General features: G+C 70.5%; 25 protein-coding genes. 12 read left to right on the top strand and 13 right to left on the bottom strand.

Translation table 11 applies throughout. The annotated features are described in order from the left end of the window. The first annotated feature begins 92 nt into the window (after positions 1–92). The gene (locus MXD95_RS15070) at positions 93–800 is read left to right on the top strand and encodes a transporter substrate-binding domain-containing protein (RefSeq protein WP_250641252.1); all 708 of its coding nucleotides are present in this window, start codon (positions 93–95) and stop codon (positions 798–800) included. Beyond that, the gene (locus MXD95_RS15065) at positions 797–973 is read left to right on the top strand and encodes a type 2 periplasmic-binding domain-containing protein (RefSeq protein WP_250641251.1); all 177 of its coding nucleotides are present in this window, start codon (positions 797–799) and stop codon (positions 971–973) included. The genes MXD95_RS15070 and MXD95_RS15065 overlap by 4 nt, the downstream gene beginning before the upstream one ends. On the opposite strand, the gene MXD95_RS15060 is transcribed toward MXD95_RS15065, so the two are convergent. Continuing rightward, a complete protein-coding gene (locus tag MXD95_RS15060; RefSeq protein ID WP_250641250.1) occupies positions 952–1,572 on the bottom strand; it encodes a GNAT family N-acetyltransferase in 621 nt (206 codons plus the stop codon). The two genes, MXD95_RS15065 and MXD95_RS15060, sit on opposite strands and share 22 nt — an antisense overlap. 169 nt (positions 1,573–1,741) lie before the next feature. Here MXD95_RS15060 and MXD95_RS15055 point away from each other — a divergent pair, with 169 nt between their 5' ends. After that, positions 1,742–2,713, top strand: coding sequence for an oxidoreductase (locus MXD95_RS15055; protein ID WP_250641249.1), 972 nt, complete (start codon positions 1,742–1,744; stop codon positions 2,711–2,713). A gap of 25 nt (positions 2,714–2,738) precedes the next feature. On the opposite strand, the gene MXD95_RS15050 is transcribed toward MXD95_RS15055, so the two are convergent. Further along, positions 2,739–3,128, bottom strand: coding sequence for a PPOX class F420-dependent oxidoreductase (locus MXD95_RS15050; protein WP_250641248.1), 390 nt, complete (start codon positions 3,126–3,128; stop codon positions 2,739–2,741). Positions 3,129–3,208: 80 nt separating this feature from the next. Further along, entirely contained in the window at positions 3,209–3,988 is a 780-nt protein-coding gene (locus tag MXD95_RS15045) for an SDR family oxidoreductase (protein WP_250641247.1), read from the bottom strand. Between MXD95_RS15045 and MXD95_RS15040 the strand changes: the two genes are divergently transcribed. Further along, entirely contained in the window at positions 3,975–4,160 is a 186-nt protein-coding gene (locus MXD95_RS15040; RefSeq protein ID WP_250641246.1) for a hypothetical protein, read from the top strand. The genes MXD95_RS15045 and MXD95_RS15040 overlap by 14 nt on opposite strands. A 360-nt stretch (positions 4,161–4,520) precedes the next feature. Next, on the top strand, positions 4,521–6,164 hold the full coding sequence (locus MXD95_RS15035; protein WP_250641245.1) for an FAD-binding oxidoreductase: 1,644 nt from the start codon (positions 4,521–4,523) through the stop codon (positions 6,162–6,164). 153 nt (positions 6,165–6,317) lie between these two features. Here the strand turns inward: MXD95_RS15035 and MXD95_RS15030 are convergent, their stop codons facing one another. The 4 genes from MXD95_RS15030 to MXD95_RS15015 all read right to left on the bottom strand — a co-directional run bounded on the left by MXD95_RS15030 (position 6,318) and on the right by MXD95_RS15015 (position 9,808). After that, positions 6,318–6,695 (bottom strand): antibiotic biosynthesis monooxygenase family protein, encoded by a 378-nt coding sequence (locus MXD95_RS15030; RefSeq protein WP_250641244.1) that lies wholly within the window; start codon positions 6,693–6,695, stop codon positions 6,318–6,320. Further along, positions 6,692–7,741 carry a 3-hydroxyacyl-CoA dehydrogenase family protein gene (locus MXD95_RS15025; protein WP_250641243.1) on the bottom strand — a complete coding sequence of 350 codons (1,050 nt, stop codon included), beginning with the start codon at positions 7,739–7,741 and terminating at the stop codon, positions 6,692–6,694. The genes MXD95_RS15030 and MXD95_RS15025 overlap by 4 nt, the downstream gene beginning before the upstream one ends. 9 nt (positions 7,742–7,750) lie before the next feature. Next, positions 7,751–8,950 carry an acyl-CoA dehydrogenase family protein gene (locus tag MXD95_RS15020; protein ID WP_250641242.1) on the bottom strand — a complete coding sequence of 400 codons (1,200 nt, stop codon included), beginning with the start codon at positions 8,948–8,950 and terminating at the stop codon, positions 7,751–7,753. A gap of 102 nt (positions 8,951–9,052) precedes the next feature. Next, positions 9,053–9,808 (bottom strand): TetR/AcrR family transcriptional regulator, encoded by a 756-nt coding sequence (locus tag MXD95_RS15015; protein WP_250641241.1) that lies wholly within the window; start codon positions 9,806–9,808, stop codon positions 9,053–9,055. A 93-nt stretch (positions 9,809–9,901) separates the two neighbouring features. Between MXD95_RS15015 and MXD95_RS15010 the strand changes: the two genes are divergently transcribed. Beyond that, the gene (locus MXD95_RS15010) at positions 9,902–11,548 is read left to right on the top strand and encodes an MFS transporter (protein WP_250641240.1); all 1,647 of its coding nucleotides are present in this window, start codon (positions 9,902–9,904) and stop codon (positions 11,546–11,548) included. Between the two features lie 87 nt (positions 11,549–11,635). Here MXD95_RS15010 and MXD95_RS15005 read toward each other — a convergent pair whose 3' ends face one another. After that, positions 11,636–12,526, bottom strand: a complete 891-nt coding sequence (locus MXD95_RS15005) for an AfsR/SARP family transcriptional regulator (RefSeq protein WP_250641239.1) — start codon at positions 12,524–12,526, stop codon at positions 11,636–11,638. Positions 12,527–13,190: 664 nt separating this feature from the next. Continuing rightward, positions 13,191–14,183 carry an MBL fold metallo-hydrolase gene (locus MXD95_RS15000; protein WP_250641238.1) on the bottom strand — a complete coding sequence of 331 codons (993 nt, stop codon included), beginning with the start codon at positions 14,181–14,183 and terminating at the stop codon, positions 13,191–13,193. Between the two features lie 173 nt (positions 14,184–14,356). Between MXD95_RS15000 and MXD95_RS14995 the strand changes: the two genes are divergently transcribed. Genes MXD95_RS14995 through MXD95_RS14975 form a run of 5 tightly spaced genes read left to right on the top strand, consistent with a single transcriptional unit; the run spans position 14,357 to position 20,472 of the window. After that, the gene (locus MXD95_RS14995; RefSeq protein ID WP_250641237.1) at positions 14,357–14,935 is read left to right on the top strand and encodes a nuclear transport factor 2 family protein; all 579 of its coding nucleotides are present in this window, start codon (positions 14,357–14,359) and stop codon (positions 14,933–14,935) included. Between the two features lie 38 nt (positions 14,936–14,973). Next, complete coding sequence (locus MXD95_RS14990) at positions 14,974–16,575, top strand: ABC transporter substrate-binding protein (protein WP_250641236.1); 1,602 nt, start codon at positions 14,974–14,976, stop codon at positions 16,573–16,575. After that, positions 16,572–17,645 (top strand): ABC transporter permease, encoded by a 1,074-nt coding sequence (locus tag MXD95_RS14985; protein ID WP_250641235.1) that lies wholly within the window; start codon positions 16,572–16,574, stop codon positions 17,643–17,645. The genes MXD95_RS14990 and MXD95_RS14985 overlap by 4 nt, the downstream gene beginning before the upstream one ends. Next, positions 17,645–18,664, top strand: a complete 1,020-nt coding sequence (locus MXD95_RS14980; RefSeq protein WP_250641234.1) for an ABC transporter permease — start codon at positions 17,645–17,647, stop codon at positions 18,662–18,664. Before MXD95_RS14985 ends, MXD95_RS14980 begins: the two co-directional genes overlap by 1 nt. Next, positions 18,664–20,472, top strand: coding sequence for a dipeptide ABC transporter ATP-binding protein (locus tag MXD95_RS14975; RefSeq protein ID WP_250641233.1), 1,809 nt, complete (start codon positions 18,664–18,666; stop codon positions 20,470–20,472). Before MXD95_RS14980 ends, MXD95_RS14975 begins: the two co-directional genes overlap by 1 nt. A gap of 49 nt (positions 20,473–20,521) precedes the next feature. Here the strand turns inward: MXD95_RS14975 and MXD95_RS14970 are convergent, their stop codons facing one another. The 4 genes from MXD95_RS14970 to MXD95_RS14955 all read right to left on the bottom strand — a co-directional run bounded on the left by MXD95_RS14970 (position 20,522) and on the right by MXD95_RS14955 (position 24,375). Then, complete coding sequence (locus tag MXD95_RS14970) at positions 20,522–21,403, bottom strand: DUF1684 domain-containing protein (RefSeq protein WP_250641232.1); 882 nt, start codon at positions 21,401–21,403, stop codon at positions 20,522–20,524. Beyond that, positions 21,396–22,340, bottom strand: coding sequence for an aromatase/cyclase (locus tag MXD95_RS14965; protein WP_250641231.1), 945 nt, complete (start codon positions 22,338–22,340; stop codon positions 21,396–21,398). The genes MXD95_RS14970 and MXD95_RS14965 overlap by 8 nt, the downstream gene beginning before the upstream one ends. Before the next feature lie 65 nt (positions 22,341–22,405). Then, a complete protein-coding gene (locus tag MXD95_RS14960) occupies positions 22,406–23,191 on the bottom strand; it encodes an SDR family NAD(P)-dependent oxidoreductase (protein WP_250641230.1) in 786 nt (261 codons plus the stop codon). Between the two features lie 104 nt (positions 23,192–23,295). After that, positions 23,296–24,375 (bottom strand): ketoacyl-ACP synthase III family protein, encoded by a 1,080-nt coding sequence (locus MXD95_RS14955; RefSeq protein ID WP_250641229.1) that lies wholly within the window; start codon positions 24,373–24,375, stop codon positions 23,296–23,298. A 248-nt stretch (positions 24,376–24,623) separates the two neighbouring features. Here MXD95_RS14955 and MXD95_RS14950 point away from each other — a divergent pair, with 248 nt between their 5' ends. Continuing rightward, a complete protein-coding gene (locus MXD95_RS14950; protein WP_250641228.1) occupies positions 24,624–25,670 on the top strand; it encodes an acyltransferase domain-containing protein in 1,047 nt (348 codons plus the stop codon). Positions 25,671–25,678: the final 8 nt, after the last annotated feature.

The following is a 25,678-nucleotide window of genomic DNA, read 5'->3' as shown; positions in this document are numbered from 1 at the left end:
ACAGCATCCTCGGCCTGCTCCTGCTCACCGCATTCCTGACTGCCGGGAGGCCCGAAACACCCGCTCGAGTAGCACCCGAGGCGAAACGCAGGATGGCGGCCGGCGCATATGGAAGCATCCTTGTGGTCGGCGTCAAGCCGCTTGACCCGTTCGTCGACCGGGACAGTTCCGGGGCATACTCGGGTTTCAGTATCGACCTGTGGAACGACATCGCCCGGCGCAACGGATGGCAGCCGAGATACGTCTGGTTCACGGATATCCAGTCACCGCTCAACGCGGCGAGGAACAACGACGTCGACGTGGCGATCTCCGGAATCTCGATCACCGCCGACCGGAAGGCACAGGTCGATTTCTCCTTCCCGATGTTCGATGCCGGCCTGCAGATCCTCGCCGTCGACACCCCGGCCGGTCTGGACCTCTCCCATCAGCTGCGGAATCTCGTCTCGCCGGCGACCGGCCGGTACCTGGCGGTACTTCTGGTCATGCTCGTCCTCGCCGGCGCCGTCACCTCAGCCGTGACCCGGGCCGGCAACGAGCACCGCTGGCACCGGCGCAGGAGCGAGGGGATGTTCCGGGCCGCCGCGGTCGGCCTCGCCGGCGATCTGGGCGATCCACAGAAACCGGTCGGAAAGATCATCATTTTTGCCTGGCGCATCGCCGGCCTCGTGTTCGTCTCGCTGTTCACCGCGTCGGTCACGACCCAGCTCACCGTGCGGTCCATCCGGACGGGTGTCACCGGGGGGGTGACTCGGACGCCATCGTCTACGACTCACCCGTCCTGCGGCATCGGGTCGACGTGACGCACGACCGCGAGGAGACCCTCGCCGGTCCGGTCTTCGAATCCGAGGAGTACGGCATCGCCTTCCCCACCGGCAGCGCCCTGCGCAAGAAGGTCAACGCCGCCCTTCTGCGGATGCACGCCGACCGCACCTGCGACGAGCTCCGCGAACGCTATCTCGACGCCCACTCCTGACGCCCGCCGGTCCGCGCATGTACCCGCGCCGTCAGGCGTTCACGAACCTCGGGCCATTCGGTGTCGAGCACCGAGAAGACGACCGTGTCCCGCCAGGTGCCGTCACGTCTGCGGGCATGCCGGCGCAGCACGCCCTCCTCGGTCGCCCCGAGTCCGAGCACCGCACGGCGCGACCGCGCATTGCGGTCGTCCACGTTCCATTGCACCCGCACGGCCCGCAGCGTGTCGAAGGCATGCGTCATGAGCAGAAGCTTCGCCTCGACGTTGACGGGCCCGCCCCGCACGGACGCGGACAGCCAGGTATGGCCGATGGTCAGCTGCCGTCGCTGCCGGTCGTGCTGATGCAGGGAGGTCGACCCACACACCGCGCCCGAGCGCAGGTCCACCTGGGTCAGCACCTGCCGCCCGGAGGCGAGCGCGTACTCCACCGTCGCCGCCGACGGCGGATCGGACTCGACCCCGAACGGAAAGTACTCCAGGGTTCCCTCATCGTCGTACGCCGCCGCGAGCGGTCGCGCATCCGCGGGGACGGTCGGACGCAGCAGCACGAACTCACCCCGCAGCGTCGGCACCTGCTCCCAGCTGTCCGCTGCTGTCATCACCGTCCCATCATCGCGCATTTCCCCCGGCGCAGGGCTCCCCGGTCGCGGGCAACGTGGTCGGCGGTCGCGGAAAGCACCGCGGAGGGGCCGCGGTCCGGCGGGCCTGACGTGCTGGCGAGCCCGCGGTGTTGAGCTGGAGCGCGCTCGAGCTCCTATCGTCCGTGGCATGTCTGTCGTTGACCAGAAGCCGCTCGGGTCACCTTTCGGCGCCGCCAGCACGGTCGAGGACGTCCTGGCCGGCCAGGACCTGTCCGGTGCCACGGCCGTGGTGACCGGGGGCTATTCCGGGCTTGGCCTGGAGACCACGCGTGGCCTGGTGGCCGCCGGCGCCCATGTTCTCGTCCCGGCCCGCCGGCCGCTGGCGGCCCGGGATGCCCTCGGCGACCTGAAGAACTGCGACGTGCTCGGCCTGGACCTGATGGACCTGGCCAGTCTGCGCGCCGCCGCCGCGCAGATCCGCGCGCTCGCGTCGAGAATCGACCTGCTGATGGCCGTCGCCGGCGTCATGGCCACCCCGCAGCGCAGAGTCGGCCCCGGGTGGGAGAGCCAGTTCGCCGGCAATCACCTCGGGCATTTCACCCTCGTCGGCGAGCTGTATCCGCTGCTTGCCGCGGCCGGCGGGGCACGGGTCGTCGTGTACTCCTCGGCCGGGCATCTGCTGTCCGACATCCGTTGGCACGACCCGCACTTCCGCACCGGCTACGACAAGTGGGCCGCCTATGGCCAGTCGAAGACCGCCAACATCCTGTTCGCCGTCCACCTCGACACGCTGGGGCGCGACGATGGTGTCCGCGCGTACGCCCTGCACCCAGGCAAGATCATGACCGGGCTCCAGCGCGACCTCAGCCACGCCGAGCAGGTCGCGCGCGGCTGGTGGGACGAGCAGGGCACATTCGTCGGCGTCGGCTTCCGCACCGCCGCCCAGGGCGCCGCGACCGGAATCTGGGCCGCGACCTCCCCGCTTCTGGCCGGCCGCGGCGGGCTCTACCTCGAGGACTGCGATGTCGCCCGGATCGCGGTGCCCGGCGGGTCGACCGACGACGGCGGAGTCCGTGACTACGCCCTCGACCCGCTGGCCGCTGCCCGGCTGTGGGAGCTGTCCCTCGCCGCCACCGCAGCGCCACCGATCATCCGCTGACCGGCCGCATGCCGGCCCAGCGCCGCTACCCCAGCTCGACGATGCGGTTGGGGTTCAAGGTGACGACGACGCGGTTCTCCGTCGGCGCGGGGAAATGCTCGAGGTCGGTGCCGTACTTGGCGAGAATGCGCTTCAGGAAGGCGAGATCCGGGTCCTCGCCGATCTCGGCGGTGGCCCGGATCTCCAGGGTCCGCTGCGGGTTACCCGGGTCGATCACGAACAGGGTGACCCGCGGATGCCTCGCCAGGTTGCGATACTTCTGCCGGTCGGTGGTCAGCGACAGGCGCACGACGTCGTCCTCGAGCAGCGCCCAGACCGCGGTCACCTGGGGTTGCCCTCCCTCGCCGACCGTGGCCAGCGTGACCGGAATCGGTTCCTCGAGCAGGTCACGGAAACCCGGCGAGACAGTCGGCATCGTCCAACTCCTCCACGATTGAGACTCCGACCCTACGCGGCGCAGCCGCCGAGAGCCCACTCGGCACCGCCCGCCGAGACCTACGCGGCGGGGCCGCCGACGAGGACGGACCAGCCGGCATCGACGCGCAGGACGCTGCCGGTCGCCGGGCGCAGGGCAGGATCGAGCGCGAGCCCGACGGCCGCGGCGACGTCCGCCGGTTCGAGCACCCGGTGCAGCACGGAGTTGTCGGCCAGCGCCTTCTCCCGAGCCGCATCGAGAATCGCCGCAGTAGCCTCTGTACGCACGGCTCCCGGCGCAACAGTCAGAACACTGATGCCATCCCGGGCGGTTTCCGCGGCGACATGCCGAGCGAAGGTCGCGAGCGCCGCCTTGGCCGTGCCGTGGGCCAGCCGGCCGCCGCCCACATAGTCCGCGGCCGTGCTGCCGACGAACACCAGACGGCCCGAACCCTGCGCCCGCATCACCTGCACCACCCGCTGGGTGATGTGAAACGCGCCGGCCAGCTCACCGGTGACCTTGGCGGCGAAGTCCGACCAGGCCAGATCGGCGAACGCGGCGAACGGCGGCGGAGCGGTGTTGGCGTTCACCACGAGTGCGTCGATGCTGCCATGGTCGGCCCGCACCGCCGAGACCAGTGCGCCGACGGCGTCCGGATCCGTGACGTCGGCGGCCAGGGCCGTCGCACCACCCCCGGCCGCCTCGATCCCAGCGACGACGTCGGCCGCCGCATCGGCGTCCCGCCGGTAGTTCACGATCACATGATAGCCACGACGGGCGAGTTCGGGGGCGATGGCCGCCCCGATTCCCCGGCTCGCGCCGGTGACAATGACTGTGGGAATGACTGTGGAAGTCGTCATCTTCTCGCTCCGCCACCTCTTTCATCTCATCGATGTCCACCAAGCGTCCAACCCGCCACAAACATCGTGGCGCACAGATATCATGGACGCGATGATGATCGTCCTTTGCGATGCTATCAAGAACTCGTCGCAGGCCAGCTCCATCGGGCCGCGCCGCGCCGCCCGTCAATGAATGCAGCACCGCATTCCCCCGTTCCGTGCGGCACGGCGACCCGGAGAAGAAAGGAGGGGCATCTCGGAAATCGTCACAATTATCCGGCGACCTACCCCTGGTCTGTTGCTCCTCCGACCGGCCGATCCGTCGACCAGCGGAGAGTCTCAGCCGCGGAGCTCCGGCCGGGAACCAGCCGACGCGTGAGCCCGTCGGCACGCGGCGGATCGGATCATTCCCCTACGTCGACGCGGCCCAGGGCCTTCGTCAATCCGCGCTCCAGTCCGTCTCAATCCCCGGCCGGGACAGTGACCGCAGTGGCACAGGGACCGGCGTGACCTGGGCAAGGTCCGCCACGACGGCGAAGAGCGGGGAGCTCGGATGAGGAATCTGTCCCGTCGAGGACTGGTCGGTGGCACGGCGGTCGCGCTGGGCGGAGGCCTGCTGGCCTCGCCTGCCGCAGCCGCCGACGCACCGGTGGGCGCGACGGCACCGGCGACCACGTCGCCTGGCGGGGCGACGGTCGGCACGGCATCGACGATCGGTCGCGCCGACGCCCGCTATGACGACCTTGTCCGGGGTAACAACTACCGATTCGTCGGCCGCCCGGACTATCTCCGGCTCGTCACCAGCGTCGACCAGGTGCAGGCGGCGGTCGCCGACGCGGTGCGGGAAAACCGGCGGATCGCGGTCCGCAGCGGCGGGCACTGTCTGGAGGGCTTCGTCACCGATCCCGAGGTCAAAGCGGTCCTCGACGTCTCCCAGATGTCGGGTGTCTATTACGACGCGACGCGGCACGCCTTCGCCGTCGAGGCCGGAGCGAGCCTTGGAAAGGTCTACGAGACGCTGTTCAAACAGTGGGGGGTGACCGTTCCCGGCGGGGTTTGCCCGCAGGTCGGTGCCGGCGGCCACATCTGTGGCGGCGGCTACGGGGCTCTGTCACGGCTGTATGGCCTGGTGGTCGACTATCTGGACGCGGTCGAAGTAGTCGTCGTCGACGCGGCCGGAAAACCGCGGACGGTGGTCGCCACCTCCGCGTCCTCCGACCCGAACCGTGACCTGTGGTGGGCCCACACCGGGGGTGGCGGTGGGAACTTCGGCGTCGTCACCCGGTATTGGCTGCGCGACCCACGGGCCACTGGCACGGACCCGGCGAAGCTGCTGCCACGGCCGCCCGGGTCGTTGCTGCTCACCCAGCTCAGCTGGCCGTGGGCGAAACTCGACCAGACCAGCTACACCAGGATCGTCGCCAACTTCACCCGCTGGCATGCGGAGAACAGCGCCCCCGGCTCGCCTGCCTCGTCGCTGTTCGCCACACTGTGGCTCAACAGCATCCACACCGGCGACCTGCGGATGATCGTGCAGCTCGACGGAACGCTCCCCAACGCCACTACCCTGCTGGACGACTTCGTGTCGGCTGTCCGGGAGGGCACCAGCGTCCAACCGGCCGGAGGTGCTCACCGCACCTTGCCCTGGTGGGACGCGTTCCGTTACGCGAGCTTCGCCGATTTCGGCGCGAGCATCGGCCAGCGCACCAAGGACAAGTCCTCCTACCTCCGGGAGAGCTACACCGCCGCACAGCTGGCGGCCATCTATCGCCGCCTCACCCAGGCCGACTACACGGGGACGAGCGCGACCATTCTGCTGGCCAGCTACGGCGGGCAGATCAACAGTGTCGCTCCCGATGCCCGGGCGATTCCACAGCGAGATTCGATCATCAAGGCGCAGTATTCCGTCTCATGGACCGACCCGGCCGAGGACGATACTCATCTTTCCTGGGTGCGTGGCCTCTACCGGGATATCTTCGCCGACACCGGCGGCGCGCCCGTGCCGAGCGCGAACTGCGACGGCGCGTACATCAACTATCCCGACGTGGACCTCGCCGACCCGGCCTGGAACACGTCGTCGACGCCGTGGTCGAGCCTGTACTACAAGGGAAACTACACGCGACTTCAGCGGGTCAAGAAGCGCTGGGATCCGCAGAACCGGTTCCGCCACGCGCTGTCCGTCGAACCCGCCCGCTGACACCGGACCGCGAACGACATCGGACCGCGAACGCCCGGCGCCTCGGATAACCCCTCTGCGGCGCCGGGTTTCCGCCCGTCGCGCGCGCCGGGTCCGCCCTCGGTCGTAGCGATGGCGGGCCCGGCGCCGGCTCGTTCCGGAACGACAGGTCGTTCAACCACCCAGCGATGGCACAGCCACAGCCGCCGATGCCGCCGCGGCCTGCGCCGGAGCGCCTTGCGGGGCGCCGCGGCGAGCCAGCGTGGCGAAGAAGTCGGGGGCCACCTCGGTCAGTTCCTTGAGCTCCGCAAACCAGCCGAGGACTTCCGGCGAGCGCCGCTCGGCGGCCCGATGGTGAGCGTCCATATCGGCCCACTCGGCGATCATGTAGTAGCGATCGGTGTTCTGGTGCGACTGGTAAAAACGCAGCTGCACGAAGCCGGGCTGCGTGCTCATGTACTCCGAGATCAGATCGATGATCTGCCGGAACCGCACCGGATCCCCGACCACCCGAATCGGATTGATCATCGTTGTGGTCATCGTGGTCGTCATGCCGTCCGCTCCTCCTTGGGTGCGTCGTCTGGCTGGCCGGCCCGCGGCGCCGGCGATGCCGGCGATGCCGGCGCGGACTTCGCGGCCGCATCGGCGAGGGCGGCGAGTACCGCGGTCTGGCGGGCGTCCCGGTCGGCCACCTGGCGGTCGTAGGACTGTGCGCCGTAGCCCTGTTCGGCCTGACCGATGAGGTCGGCGCTGGTCTGCTCATCCAGCTGCGGAGTGCCGAGCAGGGACCATCCGGCGGCGAGCCCGGCGCCGACGTGCTCGAACCACGCGGCGAGGCCGCCGGCACCGCCGGCGAGATGCAGAGCATGAAAAGGACCGACCACCGCCCAGCGCAACCCGATCGAGTGAGTGACCGCGAGGTCGATGTCGGCGACGTTCGCGACGCCCTGCTGGACAAGGTGAACGGCCTCGCGCAGTAGCGCGGTCTGCAGCCGATTGACGATGAAGCCCGGGATCGGCCGACGCAGCACCACCGGTGTGCGGCCCACCGCGCGCAGAAACGCCTGGGTCCGCTCGATCAGCTCGACCGGCGTCGTCTCCGCGCCGAGCACCTCCACCAGTGGAATGACGTGCGGCGGGTTGAACGGGTGCGCGACGATGATCCGCCCGGACGTGCTTGCCGGGGCACGTGCTGCGAGGGCATCGGGCAGCAGGGTTGAGGTCGAGGACAGCAGCAGCGTGTCCGAGCCGGCAAGGTCGGCGACCGCGGCGAACAGGTCCTGCTTGGCTTCAAGCCGTTCGGAGATGCTCTCGATCACCACATCGACGCCGGTGACGGCGGTGGCCAGCTCAGCGGTGATGACGAGCCGGGTCAGGAGAGCCTGGGCCGGCCCGGTGCCCTCCGGCAGCGCGCGGGTGTGCAGTTCGACGTGGGCACGGATCTCCGGCGCCGATTCGGGCCGCCGGACGAGCAGGCGGACCTCGTATCCGGCGCCGAGCAGCAGCGCCGCCCAGCCCAGGCCGATCGTACCGGCGCCGAGAACCGCCACCGCCGCGGAGCCGTCCGGGGCGGTGGTGAAGGTGTCTGTCGTGCTCATCGCGCTCCTTTATGTCGTCTGGGCCGCCCGGTCGAGACCCGCCCCCGCCGTCCGGCCGAGGAGGTCGAGGTAGTTCGCCGCCGCCTGGTCGAAACGCAGCGCCACGTGGGTGGACGCGGTGTGGATGTCGCGCCAGAACCGCTGCAGCGGACGGTCGGGATCCTGCCCCGCCGTACCGGCGGCGGCGGCCAGCCGATCGACGGCGTCGACCAGACAGGTGGCGGCCAGGGCGCTGTCCCGCAGGCCGCGCGCGATCAGGGCCGCAGTCGGCTCCTGGTGGTCGGCGGTGTCCGCCACCCGGCGCAGCAGCAGGTCGGCGGCATCGATCTCACCGGCGGCGCGGGCCACCGACACCGGCGCGGGTGCGCCCGTGGGCCGACCGCGAAGGAAGTCGGCGAAGGCACCGCGGGCCGCGCCGAGCAGCGGCGCGGCGAAGGTGAGGCCGCTGATGGCACGCAGCGGCACACCGAACGGCGCGGCCGGATCGAGCGGGCTTCGTCCAGCCGCCGCGGCGGCGCCGCGAAACGTCAGACGCGATGCCACGGGAGCCTCGTCGAGGATCAGCGTCTGGCTGGCGGTCGCCCGCATCCCCAGGGTCCGCCAGGTGTTCTGGATCGAGAACGCGCCCCGGGGCACGGCGACGAACAGCGGGCCGTCTCCGGCCTCGGTGTCCGGCGGCCGCACGCACACCAGCGCCCAGTCCGCCCGGTCGACGCCGCTCGTATAGGGCCAGGAGCCGCTGACCAGCCAGCCGTCCGCAGTCGCCCGGGCCGCTCCGCCCGGCACCAGAGCGGCGGCGACCAGGGTGTCCGGCCCGTTCGCCCACAGCTCGGCCTGCCCGTCGGCGGGCAGGAAGGCACCCAGCCGGGCCGAGTAGGCGAACAGGGACGCAAGCCACGCCGCCGAGGTACAGGCCTGGCCGAGCTCATCGACCGCTCGGGTCAGCTCGGCGAACCCGCCTGCCCGCCCGCCCCAGCGCGCGGGCACCAGATGGCGGACGTACCCGGCCGTCTGGATCGCCGCCAGTACCTCGGCACGCACGGACCCCTGCTCGTCACTGGACCGGGCGTGCGCGGCGGCGACCGTCCGCGCGGCCGCCGCGTCGATCGTCGAAGCCCGCGGCGGGGTGACCGGGTTCGGCCCAGCGGCTGGCCCGGACCGATCCGTCACCGGCGTGGAGCCGGCCGACGCCGTGGTTGCGGGTGCCATCCGCGCCTCCCGAAGGCCGAGTGGATATGGGTCCCGGTCGATCCCGGGGACCGGTCGCATCCCAGCGTCACGCGGTGCGCTTGAGACGGGGTGGAGGGCCGCTCAGCCTGACCGGCGTGGCGTTCTCGTCGAGGCCGAGCCCGAGGGGTCGGACGCCGGTGTCGATCCTGCTGCTCCGCCAGGATGCAGGTCCGGCGCATCCGCGAAGACGACCTCCGCCCAGGACGGAGGCGGGCCGGCGAGGGTGGCCCGCGGTTGGGTGCCGGGGGCCGCGATGCCCTGCAGGACCACGTCGAGGTAGCGCAGCTGCAACTGCTCGGCCCGCTCGGGCGTGCTGTCCGGCGTCGAGCGCAGGTGCGCCAGCAGCAGGTAGATGTCCGTCGCGACCACCTCGGGGCGCAACGCACCGCAGTCGTGGGCGGCGGCGACCAGCTCGTCGATGGCGCCGCGCAGGTCGGTCGCGCCGTCCTCGATCTCACCGCCGACCGTCGCCGAGTTGCCGATCAGGACGAACAGGGCGCACGAACGGGCCTCGACCATGCGACGCATGAAGCGCCGCAGCGCCTGCCATCCGTCCGGCTCGCCGGCCAGGGCGTCCCGCGCCTCCTCGGCGGCCCGGTCCATCGCCCCGAGGCACATCGCCCGCAGCAGATCGGTCTTGCTCGGGTAGCGGCGGTAGATGCTGCCCATGCCGACGCCGGCCCGCGCGGCCACGGCGGAGACGGGCGCGTCCCATCCGAGCTCGATGAACACGTCGCGTGCCGCGGCCAGCACCGACACGTCGTTGCGCTCGGCCTGCGCCCGGCGACCGCTGCGGTCGGATCTGGTCGTCGAGGTCTTGGTCCTCTCGGTAGCCACACCTGGAGTTTACGGGGAGCGGAGCAGTCCGTTCGACAACTTTCAATCGGAACGGTATGCTCCGATCCGATTCAATAGTCGCGAGGAGCAGGCATGTCGTCACAGGTTGACCGCACGCAGCCGCCCGCACCGCCGGGTGGGTCCGTGGATGCCCGAACCGGCCAGACCGCGAGAACCCAGGCGGTCAACACGCGGGCCGTGGACTCCCAGGCCGTCGACACCCCCGCGGGGCAGACCGGTCGGCCATCGGGCGCGGCGGGCGCCGGCCCGCCGGCGGGGGGTGAGCGGCCGGCCGGGTCGGCGCCCGCCGCGACCACTGATCCGAATCCCGAGGAACCGCCGGGTTCCCCGCCGATGGGCGGACTGATCCTGGCGGTCTGCTGCGCCGCCCAGTTCATGGTCGTGCTCGATGTCTCGATCGTGAACGTGGCGCTGCCGACGATCCGCAGCAGTCTCGGGTTCGATGCCTCGAGTCTGCAGTGGGTCATCAACGCCTACACGATCGCGTTCGCCGGGTTCCTGCTCTCGGGCGGCCGGCTTGCCGACCTGTTCGGCCGGCGCCGCACGTTCCTGATCGGGATCACCGTGTTCACCGCGGCGAGCCTGCTCGGTGGATCGTCCACGTCAGCGGTGATGCTCGTGATCGCCCGGGCGGTGCAGGGCCTCGGCGCCGCGGTGGTCGCGCCGGCCACGCTCACCGTTCTGGCCACGACGTTCACCACCACGAAGGCCAGAACTCGGGCGTTCGGCATCTGGGGCGCCGTCGTCGGCGCGGGTGGAGCGGTCGGTGCTCTGGCCGGCGGGGTGCTGACCGAATGGCTGTCCTGGCGATGGATTCTGTTCATCAACGTGCCGATCGGGGTCGTGCTGCTGCTGCTCGCGGCGCGTGCCATCACCGAGCTTCCCGGGCTCCGGCGGGAGCGAACGCTGGATCTTTGGGGCGGGCTGTCCGCGACCCTCGGCGTGATGGCCCTGGTCTACGGCATTGTCGGGGCGCAGCAGCACGGCTGGGCCTCCACGCGGACCATCGGCGGGCTGGCGGTCGGGGTGGTCATCCTCGGGCTGTTTCTCGTGGACCAGGCCCGGTTCGCGACCGAACCGCTACTCCCGTTGGGAATTTTCCGGCATCGATCGGTGGTGACCGCGAACCTCATCGTGTTCGCTAGCGGCGCCGCGCTGTTCGCCATGTTCTATTTCCTGACCCTGTTCCTCCAGCAGGTACTCGGCTACAGCCCGATCCGGGCGGGCCTGGCGTATCTGCCGCTCGCGGCGGCGCTGATGGTGTCCGCGCGGGGCACGGCCCGACTGCTGGCCAGGCTTGGGCCGGGAACGCTGCTGCGGGCGGGCCTGGTGCTCACCGCGGGCGGCCTGGGCTGGCTGGCGTTCCTCGACGAGCACTCGTCCTTCGTCGGTGGGATTCTCGGCCCGACAATCCTGGTTGGCATCGGCCAGGGTGCGGTCATGGCCTCCGCCACCATGGCGGGCACCGCGGGACTGCCGATGAACCAGGCCGGTCTGGCCTCCGGGCTGATCAACGCCACCCGGCAGTTGGGGGGCGCGCTTGGTCTCGCCGTGCTGGCGAGCCTCGCCACCACCCGGATCACCCACACCGCTGGTTCGCCCGCCCACGCTCAGGCATCCGGTTACGCACTGGCGCTCGCCATCGCCGCGGCCATACCGGCCGTTGCCGTGATTCCCGCCATTTTCGCGCCGGGCCGCCCACGACCTGACGCTTCCTGAGATGTGTCCGGGTACGCGACGCGTCCTGACCCACGCGTCGCGGCCTGGCGATCCGGACCCGTGCCATGCCGCGACGCCTGGACGACGTCAGATCGTCGAGCCTTCCAGGCACTTCGCGTAGCCGGGAAGGGCGGAGGCGAACCCCCCACGCCGCTCGCTGAGCAGATCGAGCGACAGCACCGCCTCGGGGACCTCCACCGGCGCGTCGAGGCGGGGGTCACAGGCCAGCAGCGCCTGGTGAAGTCGCCGCATCCGTGCGGATGGCTCGATCCCCAGCTCCGTCGTGAGTACCTCGCGCAGTCGGGCTACCACCTGCAGCGCGTGCGCCTGCCGGCCGCAGCGATACAGCGCGACCATCACCTGGGCGTGCAGGTTCTCGTGGGTGGGATGTGCGGCGACGAGCGCGGTGAGCTCGGCGATGAGCTCATGATGCATTCCCAGCCGCAGCTCAGCCTCGATGCGCTGCTCGAGCGCGCTGAGGTGACGCTCCTGCAGGCCGGCGATCCAGGCTCGCAGCCGGGGCCCGGCCTGGACATCGGCCAAGGGCTCTCCCTGCCAGACCGCCAGGGCACGGCGATAGAACAGCGCGGCACAGCCGTTGTCGCGGCGGGCAAGCGCGGCCCGGCCGCTGGCACAGGCCCGGTTGAACTCGTCGACGTCCAACTGCGCGGGCGAGACTCGCAGGAGATACCCCCGTGACCGGGTCATGAGCAACTCCTTTGCATCGGGCACGGAGCCGATCGACGGCAACGATGCCAGCAGGCGCCGCAGTTGCAGGATGTACGTCTGCAGTGTGGACGAGGCGCTGCTGGGCGGCTCGTCCTCCCACAGCTCGCTGATACATGCGTCCGCGGACACCACCGTGTTCGCGTTCAGCAGGAAGAACGCGAGAAGCTGCCGTTGCTTCGGCGCGCTCGGTGTGAAGGACCGGCCGTCATCCATCACACCCAGCGGGCCGAGTACCTCATAGGTGACCATCGACCAGGAACCCTCTCTTCATGCACGCGGTCAGACGTGTGGTTCGGAAAGGAATGACTGCCTGCCGTAAATTGCCTATCAAGAATCATCGTTAACCCCCAGACCACGTCGCGCTGCACCTCCGCTGCGACCTCAGCGCGATGATGGACATACTCCGGCGGCCGCGGCGAGCCCGGGATGGCGCACCGTGGGCGGGGCTTCGCCGCACAGCTCCAAACGCCCGCTCATCGCATGCCGGCGCCCCGACTGACATCTCCACGAAGAAGTCGATCGACAGGCCAGGCCCGACCACCCGCTCTCGCGGACATTCATCGCTACCAGAGCAGTGCAGCCGGCCTACAGAGCGCACTCGAGATCCGACTGAAATCGATAAATGCTCGACGAACCAGCCGTACGCACTCCGCCCGCACAATTTTCGGTTGCACGCGTTTCGGTTGCGCGTGTTTCGGATGTACGCGGCCGCCCATACGTTCGACAGTAGATTCCGTACAGCGGGATGTCAACCAAAGTCGGGCAGATTGTCCGCCACGCAGGCCGCATAGGCCTACACTCGGCGTTTGGTGCCCGCCCGGCGCCAAAGAGCGGACACACCTAGACGGCTACGCTCGTCTCCTGGCAATGAATTGGCAGCGTCATTGACCGGCGGCACGAAGGCCCGGTCTGGCTACGCGTGGCAGGTCGGCAGCGAGCCGTTGAAAGCGATGATCTCCGCGAACGCCGCACCGATGTCGAGCGGCTCGCCGGGTGCCGCCCCCGCCGCCTCGGCGAGGCCACGCCGGACGTTCGCGACCAGCCGCTCTCCGTCCAGCCAGGTCCGGAACGGGCCTGGCTCCGCGTGGCGAGCGATGTCCAGTGCGCTGCGCCGGTCGCGTTCCCCGGCGTGGACGAGCTCGGCCACCCACCGGAAGTACGCGATGTTGGCGTCGAGGACCTCGGGCCCTGCCACCGGACCATGGCCGGGAACCACGACGTCGGGCTCCAGCCGGCGCAGCCGCTCCAGGGCCGCCAGCGAACCATCGACCGAGCCCATCAGGGTGAACGGCGTCACCTGGGAGAGCGCCACATCCCCGGCGAAGAGCACCCGCCGATCCGGAATCCAGATCACCAGATCGGCCACGGTGTGGGCGGGGCCGACGCTGAACAGTTCCAGCCGCAGCCCGCCGACCCGGACGGTCAGCGCCTCGTCGAAGGTGAGCGTCGGAGGACGCACCCCGACCTCGCCCCACTGCACGTCCGGCCACAACTGCTGCAGATGCAGGTCGTTTTCGATGATCTGGGTCCGGGTTCGCTCGTTCGCGACGACGAGCGTCTCCGGAGAGAACACCACGTTGCCGAAGGTGTGGTCGCTGTGGTGGTGGGTGTTGACCAGCAGGGCCGGTTCTGCCGGGTGGAGGGTGCGGAGCGCGGCGCGCAGACCGTCGGCACGAGCCCTGGTCGCCGCAGTGTCCACCACAGCGCACTGGCCGCCGTCCACCACGATGCCGGCGTTGTTGACGCACCATCCGCCGGGTGGCTGCACGTAGGCGTACACCCCGTCCGCCACCTGCTCCAGGCGTGCGGCCAACCGCCCGGAACCAGCCAGACCAGCCGCTGCGGCAGCCAGGTCGCCGCGCTCGGCGCCACCGGACTCCCCGCTGACTATGACATTCCGGTTCACTTGGGCCTCCCGCTCGTCGCCCGCGCACCACCAGACACAGGGAAGGCTCGCAGCGGCCGGTGGAATCGGGCTGGAGACACCGTCGAGCCACCAGGTGCAGCCAACCTCCAGCGAGGTTCCAGTCGCCTCGCCCAGGGTTGGGCTCAGCGCTCGACCGTCCCGGGAGGTATCTCATGACGCCCAGGCTCGACGTTCACGACCGCGGCGCGGCCTACGCCGAGGTCCAGCACTTCTACGCCCGGCAGATCCGCCAACTCGACGCCGCCGACGTCGAGGGCTTCGCCTCCACCTTCACCGCGGACGGGCTGATGTGGCACGCCTCCAGCGGCGCGAGCGCGACAGGACCGGCCGAGATCGCCGCCACGCTGCGGGCGAACTTCGCCCGGCACACCGGCGTCGTCCCCCGCCACTGGTTCGACAAGCTGCTGATCGAACCGACCGCCGACGATGAGCTGCGCGTGTCCTATTACGCGCTGCTGACCCTGACCGCCGCGGACGGCTCGGTGAGCCTCCAGCCGACCTGCCTCGTCGACGACGTTCTCGTCGTCACTGCGGACGGCGACCTGCGCACCCGGTCGCGGCGGATTCACCGGGACGACCTGCTGCTGTCCCCGGTGAACCCCGCAGACCCCGCAGACCCCGCAGACCCCGCAGACCCCGCAGACCCCGCAGACCCCGCAGACCCCGCACCTGGCGCAGCCTCAGCACGACCGGCCAGGGCGGGTGCGGGGGCCGGCGCCGGTCCGGCCTGAGCCCGCGACGCCCTTGCCTGCCCGACAAAGGAGAGCGCATGTCCCGCCCAGTCCGCCGACGACCACGTACAGGTGCGGCGCTCGCAGCCGTTGTCACTGCGGCCGTGGTCGTGCTCGCGGCGTGCTCCTCCGGTCATGCACGCTCACAATCTGTCGGCGGATCAGCGGCCGGTCCCTCCCGGCAGGGCGGAACACTGCGGTACGCGCTGTTCTACTCGCCGACCTGTCTGGACCCACAGCAGGCCGGCGAGGGGCCGGACCTTGGCGTGGTGGAATCGCTGACCGCCCAGAACCCGAACACGGGCGCCGTCGTCGCATCGTTGGCGGCGTCCTGGGAGGTACGGGGGGACGCCACCTCCTTCACCTTCCATCTCCGGCCCAATGTCACGTTCAGTGATGGATCCGCGCTGACCTCCACCGTGGTGGCGCAGAATCTCAACGCGATCCGCCGGCTGGGCGCGACCGCGAGCCACGCCGGCGCCTATCTGGCCGCGTTGACATCGGTCGACACCCCGGACCCACGGACAGTGACGATCACGTTCAACCGACCCAACGCCCAGTTCCTCCAGGCCACCGCGACACCTGCGCTGGCGATCGAGTCGGCGGCCTCACTGGCCAGGCCGGCCGGGGAGCGCTGCGCCGGCAAGATCGTCGGAACCGGGCCGTTCGTCGTCGACAGCTACACCCCCAACCAGCAGATTGTCATCAAACGGCGGGCAGGCTACGCGTGGGCGCCGAGCTCCGCCGGTCACCAGGGTCCCGCCCGACTCGACCAGGTCCGAATCGCGATCGTCACGAACGAGACCACCCGAACCGGCAGTCTGCTGTCCCACCAGTTCGATGTGATCAGCAACGTCACCCCGCAGGACGAGCCGCGAGTGCGGGCAGGCGGGTTCTCGGTACTCAGCCGGACCGATCCGGGTGTCGTGCTGAGCCTGTGGCCGAACGAGAAACGGCCCACCCTGGCGAACCGCGACATCCGGGTGGCGATCTCCAGGGCGATCGACCGCCAGGACATCATCGCCACGCTGTACACGCCGCAGTACAAGCCGGCCACCAGTGTTCTGTCGTCGACCACCCCGGGATACACCGATCTCGGCCGGGACCTCGCCCGCGATCCGGCCAGCGCACGCGCGCTTCTCGACGCCGCCGGCTGGAAGCCCGGCCCGGACGGCATCCGGGTGCGTGGCGGGCAGCGGCTCACCCTTGACGTCATTTTCGGCCTGCCCCGCAGCCTGGAGCTGATCCAGCAACAACTGCACGCGGTGGGCGTCGACCTGCGGCTGCGGCAGCTGTCGATCTCGGAACTGCAGGCACAGTTCGCCGCCGGCAACTACGACTTCTTCCTCGGGAACTCCGCCCGAGCTGATCCGGATGTGCTGCGCACGCTGTTCGCCGGGTTCACGATCACCGGCGCCTCGGCGGATCCACTGACCGCGGCGCTGAACGGGCAGGCCGCCTCAGTGGACACCGCGGTGCGTAACCGGGATGCGGCCATCGCACAGCGCCTGCTCGTCACCGACGCACACGACATTCCGATCACCGAGCTGGCCGAGGTCGTCGCCGCGTCGGACAAGGTGCATGATCTGCGGTTCAACGCCAATGCCAGCCTGAACTTCTACGACGCGTGGTTGTCATGACCGCGTTCGCGATGGCGCGCGAGGCCCGCCGGCCCCGGCACCCGGCCGGAGGTGTCCGCCCGCGCCGTCGCGGCGCGGGTCTGCACGGGCTGGCACGCCGATTCGTACAGGTGGTGTTCGTGGTGTGGGCCGCGTTCACCGGGGCGTTCCTCGCGCTCTACCGCATGCCGAGCGACCCGGTCACCCTGATGCTCGCGCAGCGTTCGGGTGGGCCGAACGTGGTCGTCGACCCGGCGCAGGAGGCGGCGCTGCGCGTCGAATACGGCTTTGACCAGCCGCTATGGCGCCAGTACGGCACCCTGCTTGGCCGCGCGCTGCGCGGCGACCTCGGCACCTCGGTGCAGACCGGCCAGCCGGTGCGCGAGCTGCTGACCGACGCGTTGCCGCAGACCGCGCAGCTGACTGCGGCAGCGCTGCTCGTCGCCATGCCCCTGGGCATGGCGGTGCCGATCGCGTCCGCGCACAGCCGGCGCCGGCGCATCCGAGGCATGCTGGACGCACTGCCGGCGGCCGGAGTGTCCATACCGTCCTTCTGGCTGGGGATCCTGTTGCTGCAGGCGCTGTCGTTTCACTGGGCTCTGCTTCCCGCAACCGGCAACGCCGGGCTGCGCAGCCTGGTGCTGCCGGCGATCACTCTCGGGCTGCCGGCTGCCGCGGTGATCGCTCAGGTGCTGGGCCGCGGCCTGCGGTCGGACCTGGGCTCGGCCTATGTCGAGCTAGCCCGGGCCCGCGGCGCCAGCCAGTCGCGAATCGTTTTCCGACATGTGCTGCGCAACGCCGCCCTCCCGGCCCTCACGGTCGCCGGTCTACTGGTGGCGAACCTGTTCGGCGGGGCCGTCATCGTCGAGACGGTGTTCGCGCGGGCCGGGCTCGGTCAGGTCACGGTCGCCGCCGTGACGAACGAGGACCTGCCGGTGCTGCTCGGGCTGGTCGTGCTCGCCGCGATGATCTATGCGGTGCTCAGCCTGCTCGTCGAGGCGCTGTACCCCCTGCTTGATCCCCGGGTCCGCCGCGACAGCGGCGAGGTGTCCCGTCGTACCTCGGGAACCCGGACGCAGGAGGCCGCCTGATGGCCGGATCCACCGACCTCGCCGATGCCGACCCGCGTGGCGATCACACCGACCCTGGCAGCAGGCAGGCGTTCACCATCACCAGTCGCCCCGGTCCCAGCCACGCCGACCCCAGTGGCAGCGACGGCGGGGTCCGCGGCAGCGACGCCGACACCGACCCCGGCCGCCGGCCGGCGGCCGGGGCGCGGATCGGCCCGCGAGTGCTGCTGGCGCTGGTCGCGCTGGTACGCAACCCCGGTCTGGCCGGGTCGATCCTGGTGATCGGCGTGGTACTCGCCTGGGCAGTCGTGCCCGGCTGGTTCTCCCACCAGAACCCGCTGCAGGGCGTGACCGCGCAGCGATTGCAGGCGCCCAGCTCTCGGCATCTGTTCGGAACCGATCACCTGGGTCGCGACCTGTATGCCCGGATGGTGCACGGCGCGGCGCTGTCGCTGGAGGCAACGGTTGTCGCTGTCCTTGTGGCCGTGCTCGCCGGTGCGGTGGTCGGGACGGTGGCCGGCTACCTCCAGGGGTGGATCGACACGGCGCTCATGCGGGTCATGGATGTGCTGCTGGCCATCCCCGGCCTGCTCCTCGCCCTCGCCGTCGTCTCCGCGATCGGGTTCGGCGTCATCCATGTGGCGATCGCCGTCGGCGTTGTCAGCGTCGCCAGCTACGCCAGGGTGATGCGCGCGCAGGTGCTCGTCGTGCGGGAGGTCGGCTATGTGGAAGCGGCCCGGGGCGGGGGCGCCCGCGGCGCGCGGATACTGCTCACCCACGTCATCCCGAACGCCGCCGGACCGCTGCTGGCACTGGCCGCCCTCGACGTCGGGACGGTGCTGCTGACCGTGTCCGCGCTGAGCTTCCTCGGCTTCGGCGCGGAGCCGCCCACACCCGAGTGGGGCGCGCTCGTCGCCTCCGGCGAGCCCTACCTGTACGCGGCATGGTGGCTCACCACCTTCCCCGGGCTGACTGTCGCGGCTGTCGTGCTGTCCACCAACCGGATCGCCCGCGCTCTCGAAACGGACAGCCACCACTGATGACCACCTCATCCGACGCCGACGGTCAGACCAGGCCGGTTCCGGCCGATCCGCCTGCGCCGCGGGCCGTGGCCGCCGCCCAGCCCGGAAGGACGGATCCGACCGGCGCGCTGCTGCAGGTTTCGGGTCTGCATGTCGCCTACGCGGCCAAGCGACGCAGGGTGGCCGCGGTACGCGGCGTCGACCTGACAGTCGCGCGAGGCGAAGTCGTGGCGCTCGTCGGCGAGTCCGGGTCCGGAAAGAGCAGCCTGGCGCACGCGGTGCTGCGGCTGCTGCCCGCCGCAGGGCAGATCACCGCCGGTGCGATCCATTTCGACGGCCACGATCTGCTGGACCTGACGCCGGAAAGGCTGCGCGCGCTGCGCGGCACCCGGATCGCGCTCATCCCGCAGGATGCCACCGCGTTCCTCAATCCGACTCGGCGCATCGGCAGCCAGGTCGCCGAGGTGCGCCGCATCCATGGCCTGGCCGACCGGCGCACCGCTGCCCAGGATGCCGTCCACCTGCTGGACACCGCCGGGCTACCGGATCCCGAGCGGGTGGCCCGCCAGTATCCCTACGAGCTGTCCGGCGGGATGCGGCAACGGGTGCTCATCGCCGCGGCCCTCGGCGGCGAACCGGATCTGATCCTCGCCGACGAGCCGACCAGCGCGCTCGACGTGACCGTGCAGCATGCGGTGCTCGACCATCTGCGCAGGCTCGTCGACACCCTCGGAATCGCACTGCTGCTCATCACCCATGACCTCGGCATCGCCGCGGATCGTGCGCACCGAGTGCTGGTCATGCACCAGGGGACGATAGTGGAGGCCGGCCCACCCAGCCGGGTGCTGCGCGCTCCCACTCACCCCTATACCCGCCGGCTCGTCGACGCCGCGCCCCGCCCGACCGGGCCCCGGCTCATCGTCACCGTCCGAGACCGGGTCGCCGCCGCCACGGAACACCGGCCGCACGCCGAAGCCCAGCCTAGCGGCGCGGACTCGCCCCTTTCCCCGCAACCTCGGGCCACCATCGGCCTACCGGCCGCGCCGGACCCGGTGCTGACGCTGGACCGGGTTTCCCACCTGTACAGCCGGCCGGCCACGGGCGGCGGAAGACGGGACTTCCCCGCCGTCGACGATGTCAGCCTGGTCCTTGGCCGCGGGCAGTCGCTAGGGCTGGTCGGCGAGTCCGGCAGCGGCAAATCCACGCTGGCCCGGATCGCCGCCTGCCTGCAGATCCCGTCCTCGGGCAGCGTCCAGATCGCCGGGCAGGACGCGGTGCGCCGACGGGCAGCCGAACGTCGCCAGCTACGCAGGCAGGTCCAGCTCGTGCAGCAGAGTCCATATGCGTCACTCGATCCGCGTATGCGGGTCGGCCGCAGCATCACCGAGCCGTTGCGGGCCTTCGGGGTCGGCGACCGGGCCAGCCGGCGGGCCGCCGCAGCGGACCTGGCCGATCAGGTCGGACTGCCCGCGGTCCTGCTGGATCGGCGCCCCGGCGAGCTGTCCGGCGGGCAGCGACAGCGGGTCGCGATCGCCCGCGCCCTGGCCCTGCGGCCGGCGTTGCTCATCTGCGACGAGCCTGTCTCCGCGCTCGACGTCACAACCCAGTCCCAGATCCTCGACCTGCTCGCGCGGCTGCACAGCGAGCATGGCGTCAGCTACCTGTTCATCTCCCATGACCTGGCCGTCGTCCGCCAGATCTGCGAACGCATCGCGGTCATGCGGGCGGGACGCATCATCGAGGCCGCCGACACCACCACCATGTTCGACCGGCCCGCCGAGCCCTACACCCGCCGGCTCCTCGAGGCGATCCCAGGCCGCCGGTAGGGGGCGACACTCGAAGGCCTCGAGGCAGCGCAACGGTCGCCGTCAGAGATCAGCGGGCCCACTCGGACGGCTGTTCCATCCACAGCGGCAGCTTCTCACCGGCCTCGATCGCCACCGGCAGGGTGTTTCCGGGCGGCGGCAGCGCGCACGTCGTGTACGGGGAGAATCCGCAGGGACCGTTCACCGCCCGGTTGAAATCCAGCTCGAAGTCGAAGGCCGCACCGCCAGCGGACTTGGGCTGCGGCGCGAACACAAGCCGCGCACCGGCGAACGTCGTGTGCCCACTGGTGCGGTCCCGGAACGGGATGTGCAGTTCGTAGTCGGGCCCGGCGTAGACCTCCAGAAAGTACGAGTTGCCGTCGAGGACGAAGCTGACCCTGCCGAAGACCGAAAGGTCCTTGATTTTTCCTTCGACCACCGAGCGCAGTGTCACGGGACGCCGTTCCGGGAAAGGCTCGTAGCGGGCTGGCAGGATCCATTTCGGATCGTAGGGATAGGTGGGAACGCCGAGCTCGAGGCGGCGACTCGCCACATACGGATCGTGCACCTGAATGCCGAGTTGGGCCGCCTGGCCGGTCTGCGTGGGAAACAGCGTCGGGACGACCAGCACGGTGTCGTGCCAGGCCGGCCGGGCCGCGTGCGGCGCCGCGGCGTCCAACAGCGTGGTCCGATCTTTGATCGGCTGGTCGTCAACCGTCAGCCGGTCCTGCGCCGAGGCGTCCACGACGATACGCCGCCCGCCCTCGACCGACCAGGATCCGGGGATCTCGTCGAACGTCTGCGGGTCCTCCCCGAGCCAGTACAGGCCGACCGGCGACAGTGGGCCGTAGGGCCGAGCGAGATAGTCCAGCCACGCGCGGCGGAACTCGTACCACTCGCCCTGCAGTTCATCGACCGGCCGGGCCGAAAGCCCGGCGTGGTACTCAGACATGAGTCGCCTCCACCGCCTCCTTGGCCAGGGTGAGTGTAGCCCTGCTGTTCGCGCCCAGAGCGGCACGCACCGCCTCTCGAGCCTGTGCCACGGTCGCCTCCGGGCCGAGTAGTTCGGTCAGCTTCTCCGGACGCAGCACCACCGTGTGTTGGGAGGACACGCGCACCACACCGTCGTCCTCACGGAACTCCCAACGGCCGATGTGCGCCGACATGATCGGCGGGACCGTCGTCTGCTTGTAGACGATGTCGTCAGGTAGGCAGATCCGCACCGACCGGGTGGTGTGTACCGTGCCGTCGGCGGCCCGGGTGTCCATGTCGATGGTCTGGATGCCCGCGGTGTCCTCGGTGAACGCCAGCCGGGCAACGTGCGGCAGCCGCTGTTCCCAGGTGTCGGCCCGGTAGATGAAGTCGTAGGCGTCGCGAGCCGAGCCGCGCACCGACACGGCGTCGGTGAAGCTGAGAACAAGCTCCTCCCGGGCCGCACCCAGTTCGGCAGCGACGCGCAGCGCGTCGAGCTCCGCGGTGGTGTTGCGCTCAATGGCCACGTTTACCCAGGCGACCTGCGCGGGGTCGTCGTCACGCACGAAGAAGTCGTGGTGGAACACCACCTCGGTACCGCCGTCGCCGTCGCCGTCGATCCGCCATTCGCCGCCCAACGCCGTCACCGGCGGTGAGGTGACCTCCTGGCGGAACCGCACCCGGCGCGCCTGCGGATCCAGCTGCCGCCGAGAGGTCCAGGTACGGACCTCATCACCGGCGAATGCCCAGATCTGCAGCAGTTCGGCATGGTCGTCACCGTCAAGCCGTCGCACATGGACGGTCGGCGAGAACGTGTGCGGCCAGCCGGAGGTGTCCGCGACAAGCTGATAGACCAGATCGGGCGGTGCCGCGATATGCACGGCGTGCCGGGTCCGGTGAATTCCTGGTTCCGACATGAGGCGTCGCCTCCTGTATTCCTCGGTCGATGGGATCGATCGCGTGTGCCGGTGTTACCGGCGGCTCAGTAGTTGCCAAGACCACCGCAGACATTGATGGCCTGCGCCGTGATGGGACTGGCGGCCGGGGTGACCAGATAGCCGACGAGCCCGGCAACCTCGTCGGCGGTGGAGTATCGGCCGAGCGGAATCTTTGCCTGGAACTTCTCCAGCACCTCCTGCTCGGAGACGTCCCAGTGTTCGGCATAACCTTGCCGGACCCGTTCGGCCAACGGAGTCTCGACGTATCCGGGGCAGACCGCATTGACGGTGATGCCGGTCCTGGCAAGTTCCAGGCCGACCGCCTTGGTGAATCCGACGACACCGTGCTTGGACGCCGAATAGGGCGCGGCGAGTATCACACCCTGCTTACCGCCGGTCGAGGCGATGTTGATGATGCGCCCGGCGGGCCCGTCCAGCATCCGCCCGGTGGTGAGTACCTCCCGAGTGACCCGGAACACGCTGGTCAAATTCGTGTCTATCACGTCGAGCCAGAGGTCATCCGGGATACGTGCAGTCTCGCCGCCACCATTACGGCCGGCATTGTTGACGAGGACGTCAATGCGGCCGTACCGCTCGGTCGCCGCGGCGACGGCGGCCCGTATGTCGCCGGGCACCGTGACATCGGCCGCGACGCCATCGACCGCCAGGCCCTCGCCCCGCAGCTTGTCCGCCACGGCAGCGACGTTCTCCGCATGCCGCGCGATGCCGAACACGGAGATGCCGCGCTCCGCGAGTGTCCGGGTGACGGCGAGGCCGATACCGCTGGTCGCGCCGGTGACGAAGGCGACCTTCGGGGTGTACACGCTCACGATTCCGCTCTCCCTGTCGATTCCGATGCGAGTTCGTCTGCGAGTCCGTCGGATTCCGGGGCAGGTCTGCGGTGGCGTCCGGCTGGTCGGGCGCCACCCCGCTGTCAGCTTGAGACGGGCGGGTCCAGATCACCTGGAGGGCGTCTGGAACTCGTCGCCGTGGACCAGTCGGGCCGGTCGAGCACGTCGAGGACGGCACAGGACCAGGTGAACCCCGCGCCCACCCCGGCCAGCAGGCACCGCTGGCCGGGCCGGACCTGACCGCTGAGCACGAGATGCTCAAGCCCGGCGTACTGGTCACCGGCGCCGAGATGGCCGACGGTGCGCGCCCACGGCCAGGTCGTGGCCGCGACGTCCACGCCCCAGGGACGCAGGTAGCCGGCGGTCAGCCGGCGCCGCCCGAAGTGCGGCAGGATGAACCAGTCGATGTCGGAAAGGTCCGCATCGGCATCCTTGAGCGCCAGCATCAGGGCGTCCTGCTGGCCGGCGGCCACCTTACCCACGGTGCCGCCGATGCCAGCCTCGGCGAGGAAGTCGCGTTTGAGCACGTCGAGGTCCATCGGAGCCCGGACACTGAACGGTGCGGGGCCGAAGGGATCGCGGCCGCGGTGCATCCGTTCCAGGGCCGGGTCGGACACGGTCGCGATGCTGCGCACGGCGGCGAACCCGGCCGTGTTGGACAGCACCGCGGCGGTGCCGCCGTCGCCGTACACCGTGCCCGGATCACTGCGCCACCGGTCAAAACCGGGCGGGTGGAACGTGTCGCCGGTGGTCACCAGTACCTCGGCCGGCCGGCTCTCCCCCCGCAGCACCAGCGAGGCGAGCTCGAGCGCGGCCATGCCGCCGTTGGACAGCTGGCGGATCTCCACCGCGGGGCAGCGGCAGCCCGCCACCGACTCCTGCACGTGCGAGGCCGCGGCCCACAGGTCGTGCCCCTGGTAGTAGACGTCGGCGTGCAACAGGAGGCGGATCTGATGGCCGGCGACACCGCAGCGTCGCAGCGCCCGCGCGGCAGCGGCGGCGGCGAGCGCCGTAGGCGGCGCCGTAGACGTGGACACCGCGTGGATGCCGGTCTGCTCGGCGGTGTGTGCGTCGCACAGCCCTGCCGCCAACGCGGTCCCGACATCGAGGCGAGTCGGCAGCTCGCTCGATACCGCGGCCAGGTAGAGATCGTGCGTGCGCACAGCGCACCTCCGAAGTTCGGACGTCGGCCCACCTCCTTACGGTGGCGGCGCCGGCTGGAGGCACGGTCGAGAACGCACTGACTATCTCTCCGGCAGGACTCCAGTGGATCGCCAGGACCGGGCGTGAGCATGCTCTACAGGAACGGTGAGACCCACCGTCGAACCCGAGCCATCTGGTCACGGAATCCAGACAGCACCGGACCAGACAGCACCGGACCAGACAGCGACGACGAGCCCGGAGGTGCGCGATGGCGCGATCGGTGGTGCTGCTGTTTCCGGGTCAGGGCGCGCAGTATCCGGGCATGGCAGTGGATCTTTACCATCGTCACACCACGTTCCGCGCGGCGATGGACGAGGTGCTGTCGCTGTGGGGGAACGAGGGCCGGGCCATCCGCGCCGACTGGCTCGCCGACTGGCCACTCATCGACCTGGACGATCTCCGGCGGGCGCAGCCGCTGCTGTTCGCGGTCGACCACGCGTTGGCCGTCACCCTGCGGGAGGCCGGTATCGTCCCGGTGGCGCTGCTTGGCCACAGTGTCGGAGAAGTGGTGGCTGCGGTCGCGGCCGGAGTCCTGAGCCTGCCCGAAGCCGCCGGCCTGCTCGCCGAGCGGATCGCGCAGTTGGGAGACGCGCCGCCTGGCGGCATGCTGTCGGTGGCTGCCTCACCCGCCGATGTGCGGCCGTTCCTGACCGACGAGGTGGCGCTCGGCGCCGTCAACGCCGCGCGCAGCGTCGTGCTCGCCGGTCCGGCCGCCCCGCTCGAGGATGCGCGGGCCCGGCTGCGCGCCGCTGGCTTCACCACGCTCACCGTGCCCGCGCGAGTCCCGTTCCACAGCCCGGTGCTCGGCGGGCACGCGGCCCGATCTCTCTCGTCGGTCCGGCGGCTGACCTGGGCGCCGCCGGCGGTGCCGCTGTACTCCGGGTACACCGGCGGGCTGCTCGGCCCCGCCGCCGCGACCGATCCGGACTTCTGGGCGGCGCAGCCGGCCCGGCCGGTGTACTTCGCCGACGCGCTCGCCGCGGTGGCCACCGCGGGCGATCAGCTCCTGGTCGAATGCGGGCCGGGATGGACGCTGACGATCCCGGCCCGGCGCAGTCCGCAGGTGCTCCGGGCCGGTACACCGGTCATTCCACTGTTACCGCGGCGCGCCGGGGCGTCGGGCAGCGACCTACGGCACGTCGCCGAGGCGATCGCCGGCATCGTCGAGGCCGCGGGCACGCCCGGGTCCGACGCCGTTGATCTCCCGACGAGCGTTCCCCCGACGAAGGTCACCGCCACCCAGCTCTCGGGCTGACGCTCCGC

This window comes from Frankia sp. AiPa1 (genome assembly GCF_023243075.1).
Classification (GTDB): Bacteria; Actinomycetota; Actinomycetes; order Frankiales; family Frankiaceae; genus Frankia.
This window is presented reverse-complemented; position numbering and strand designations above follow the sequence as displayed.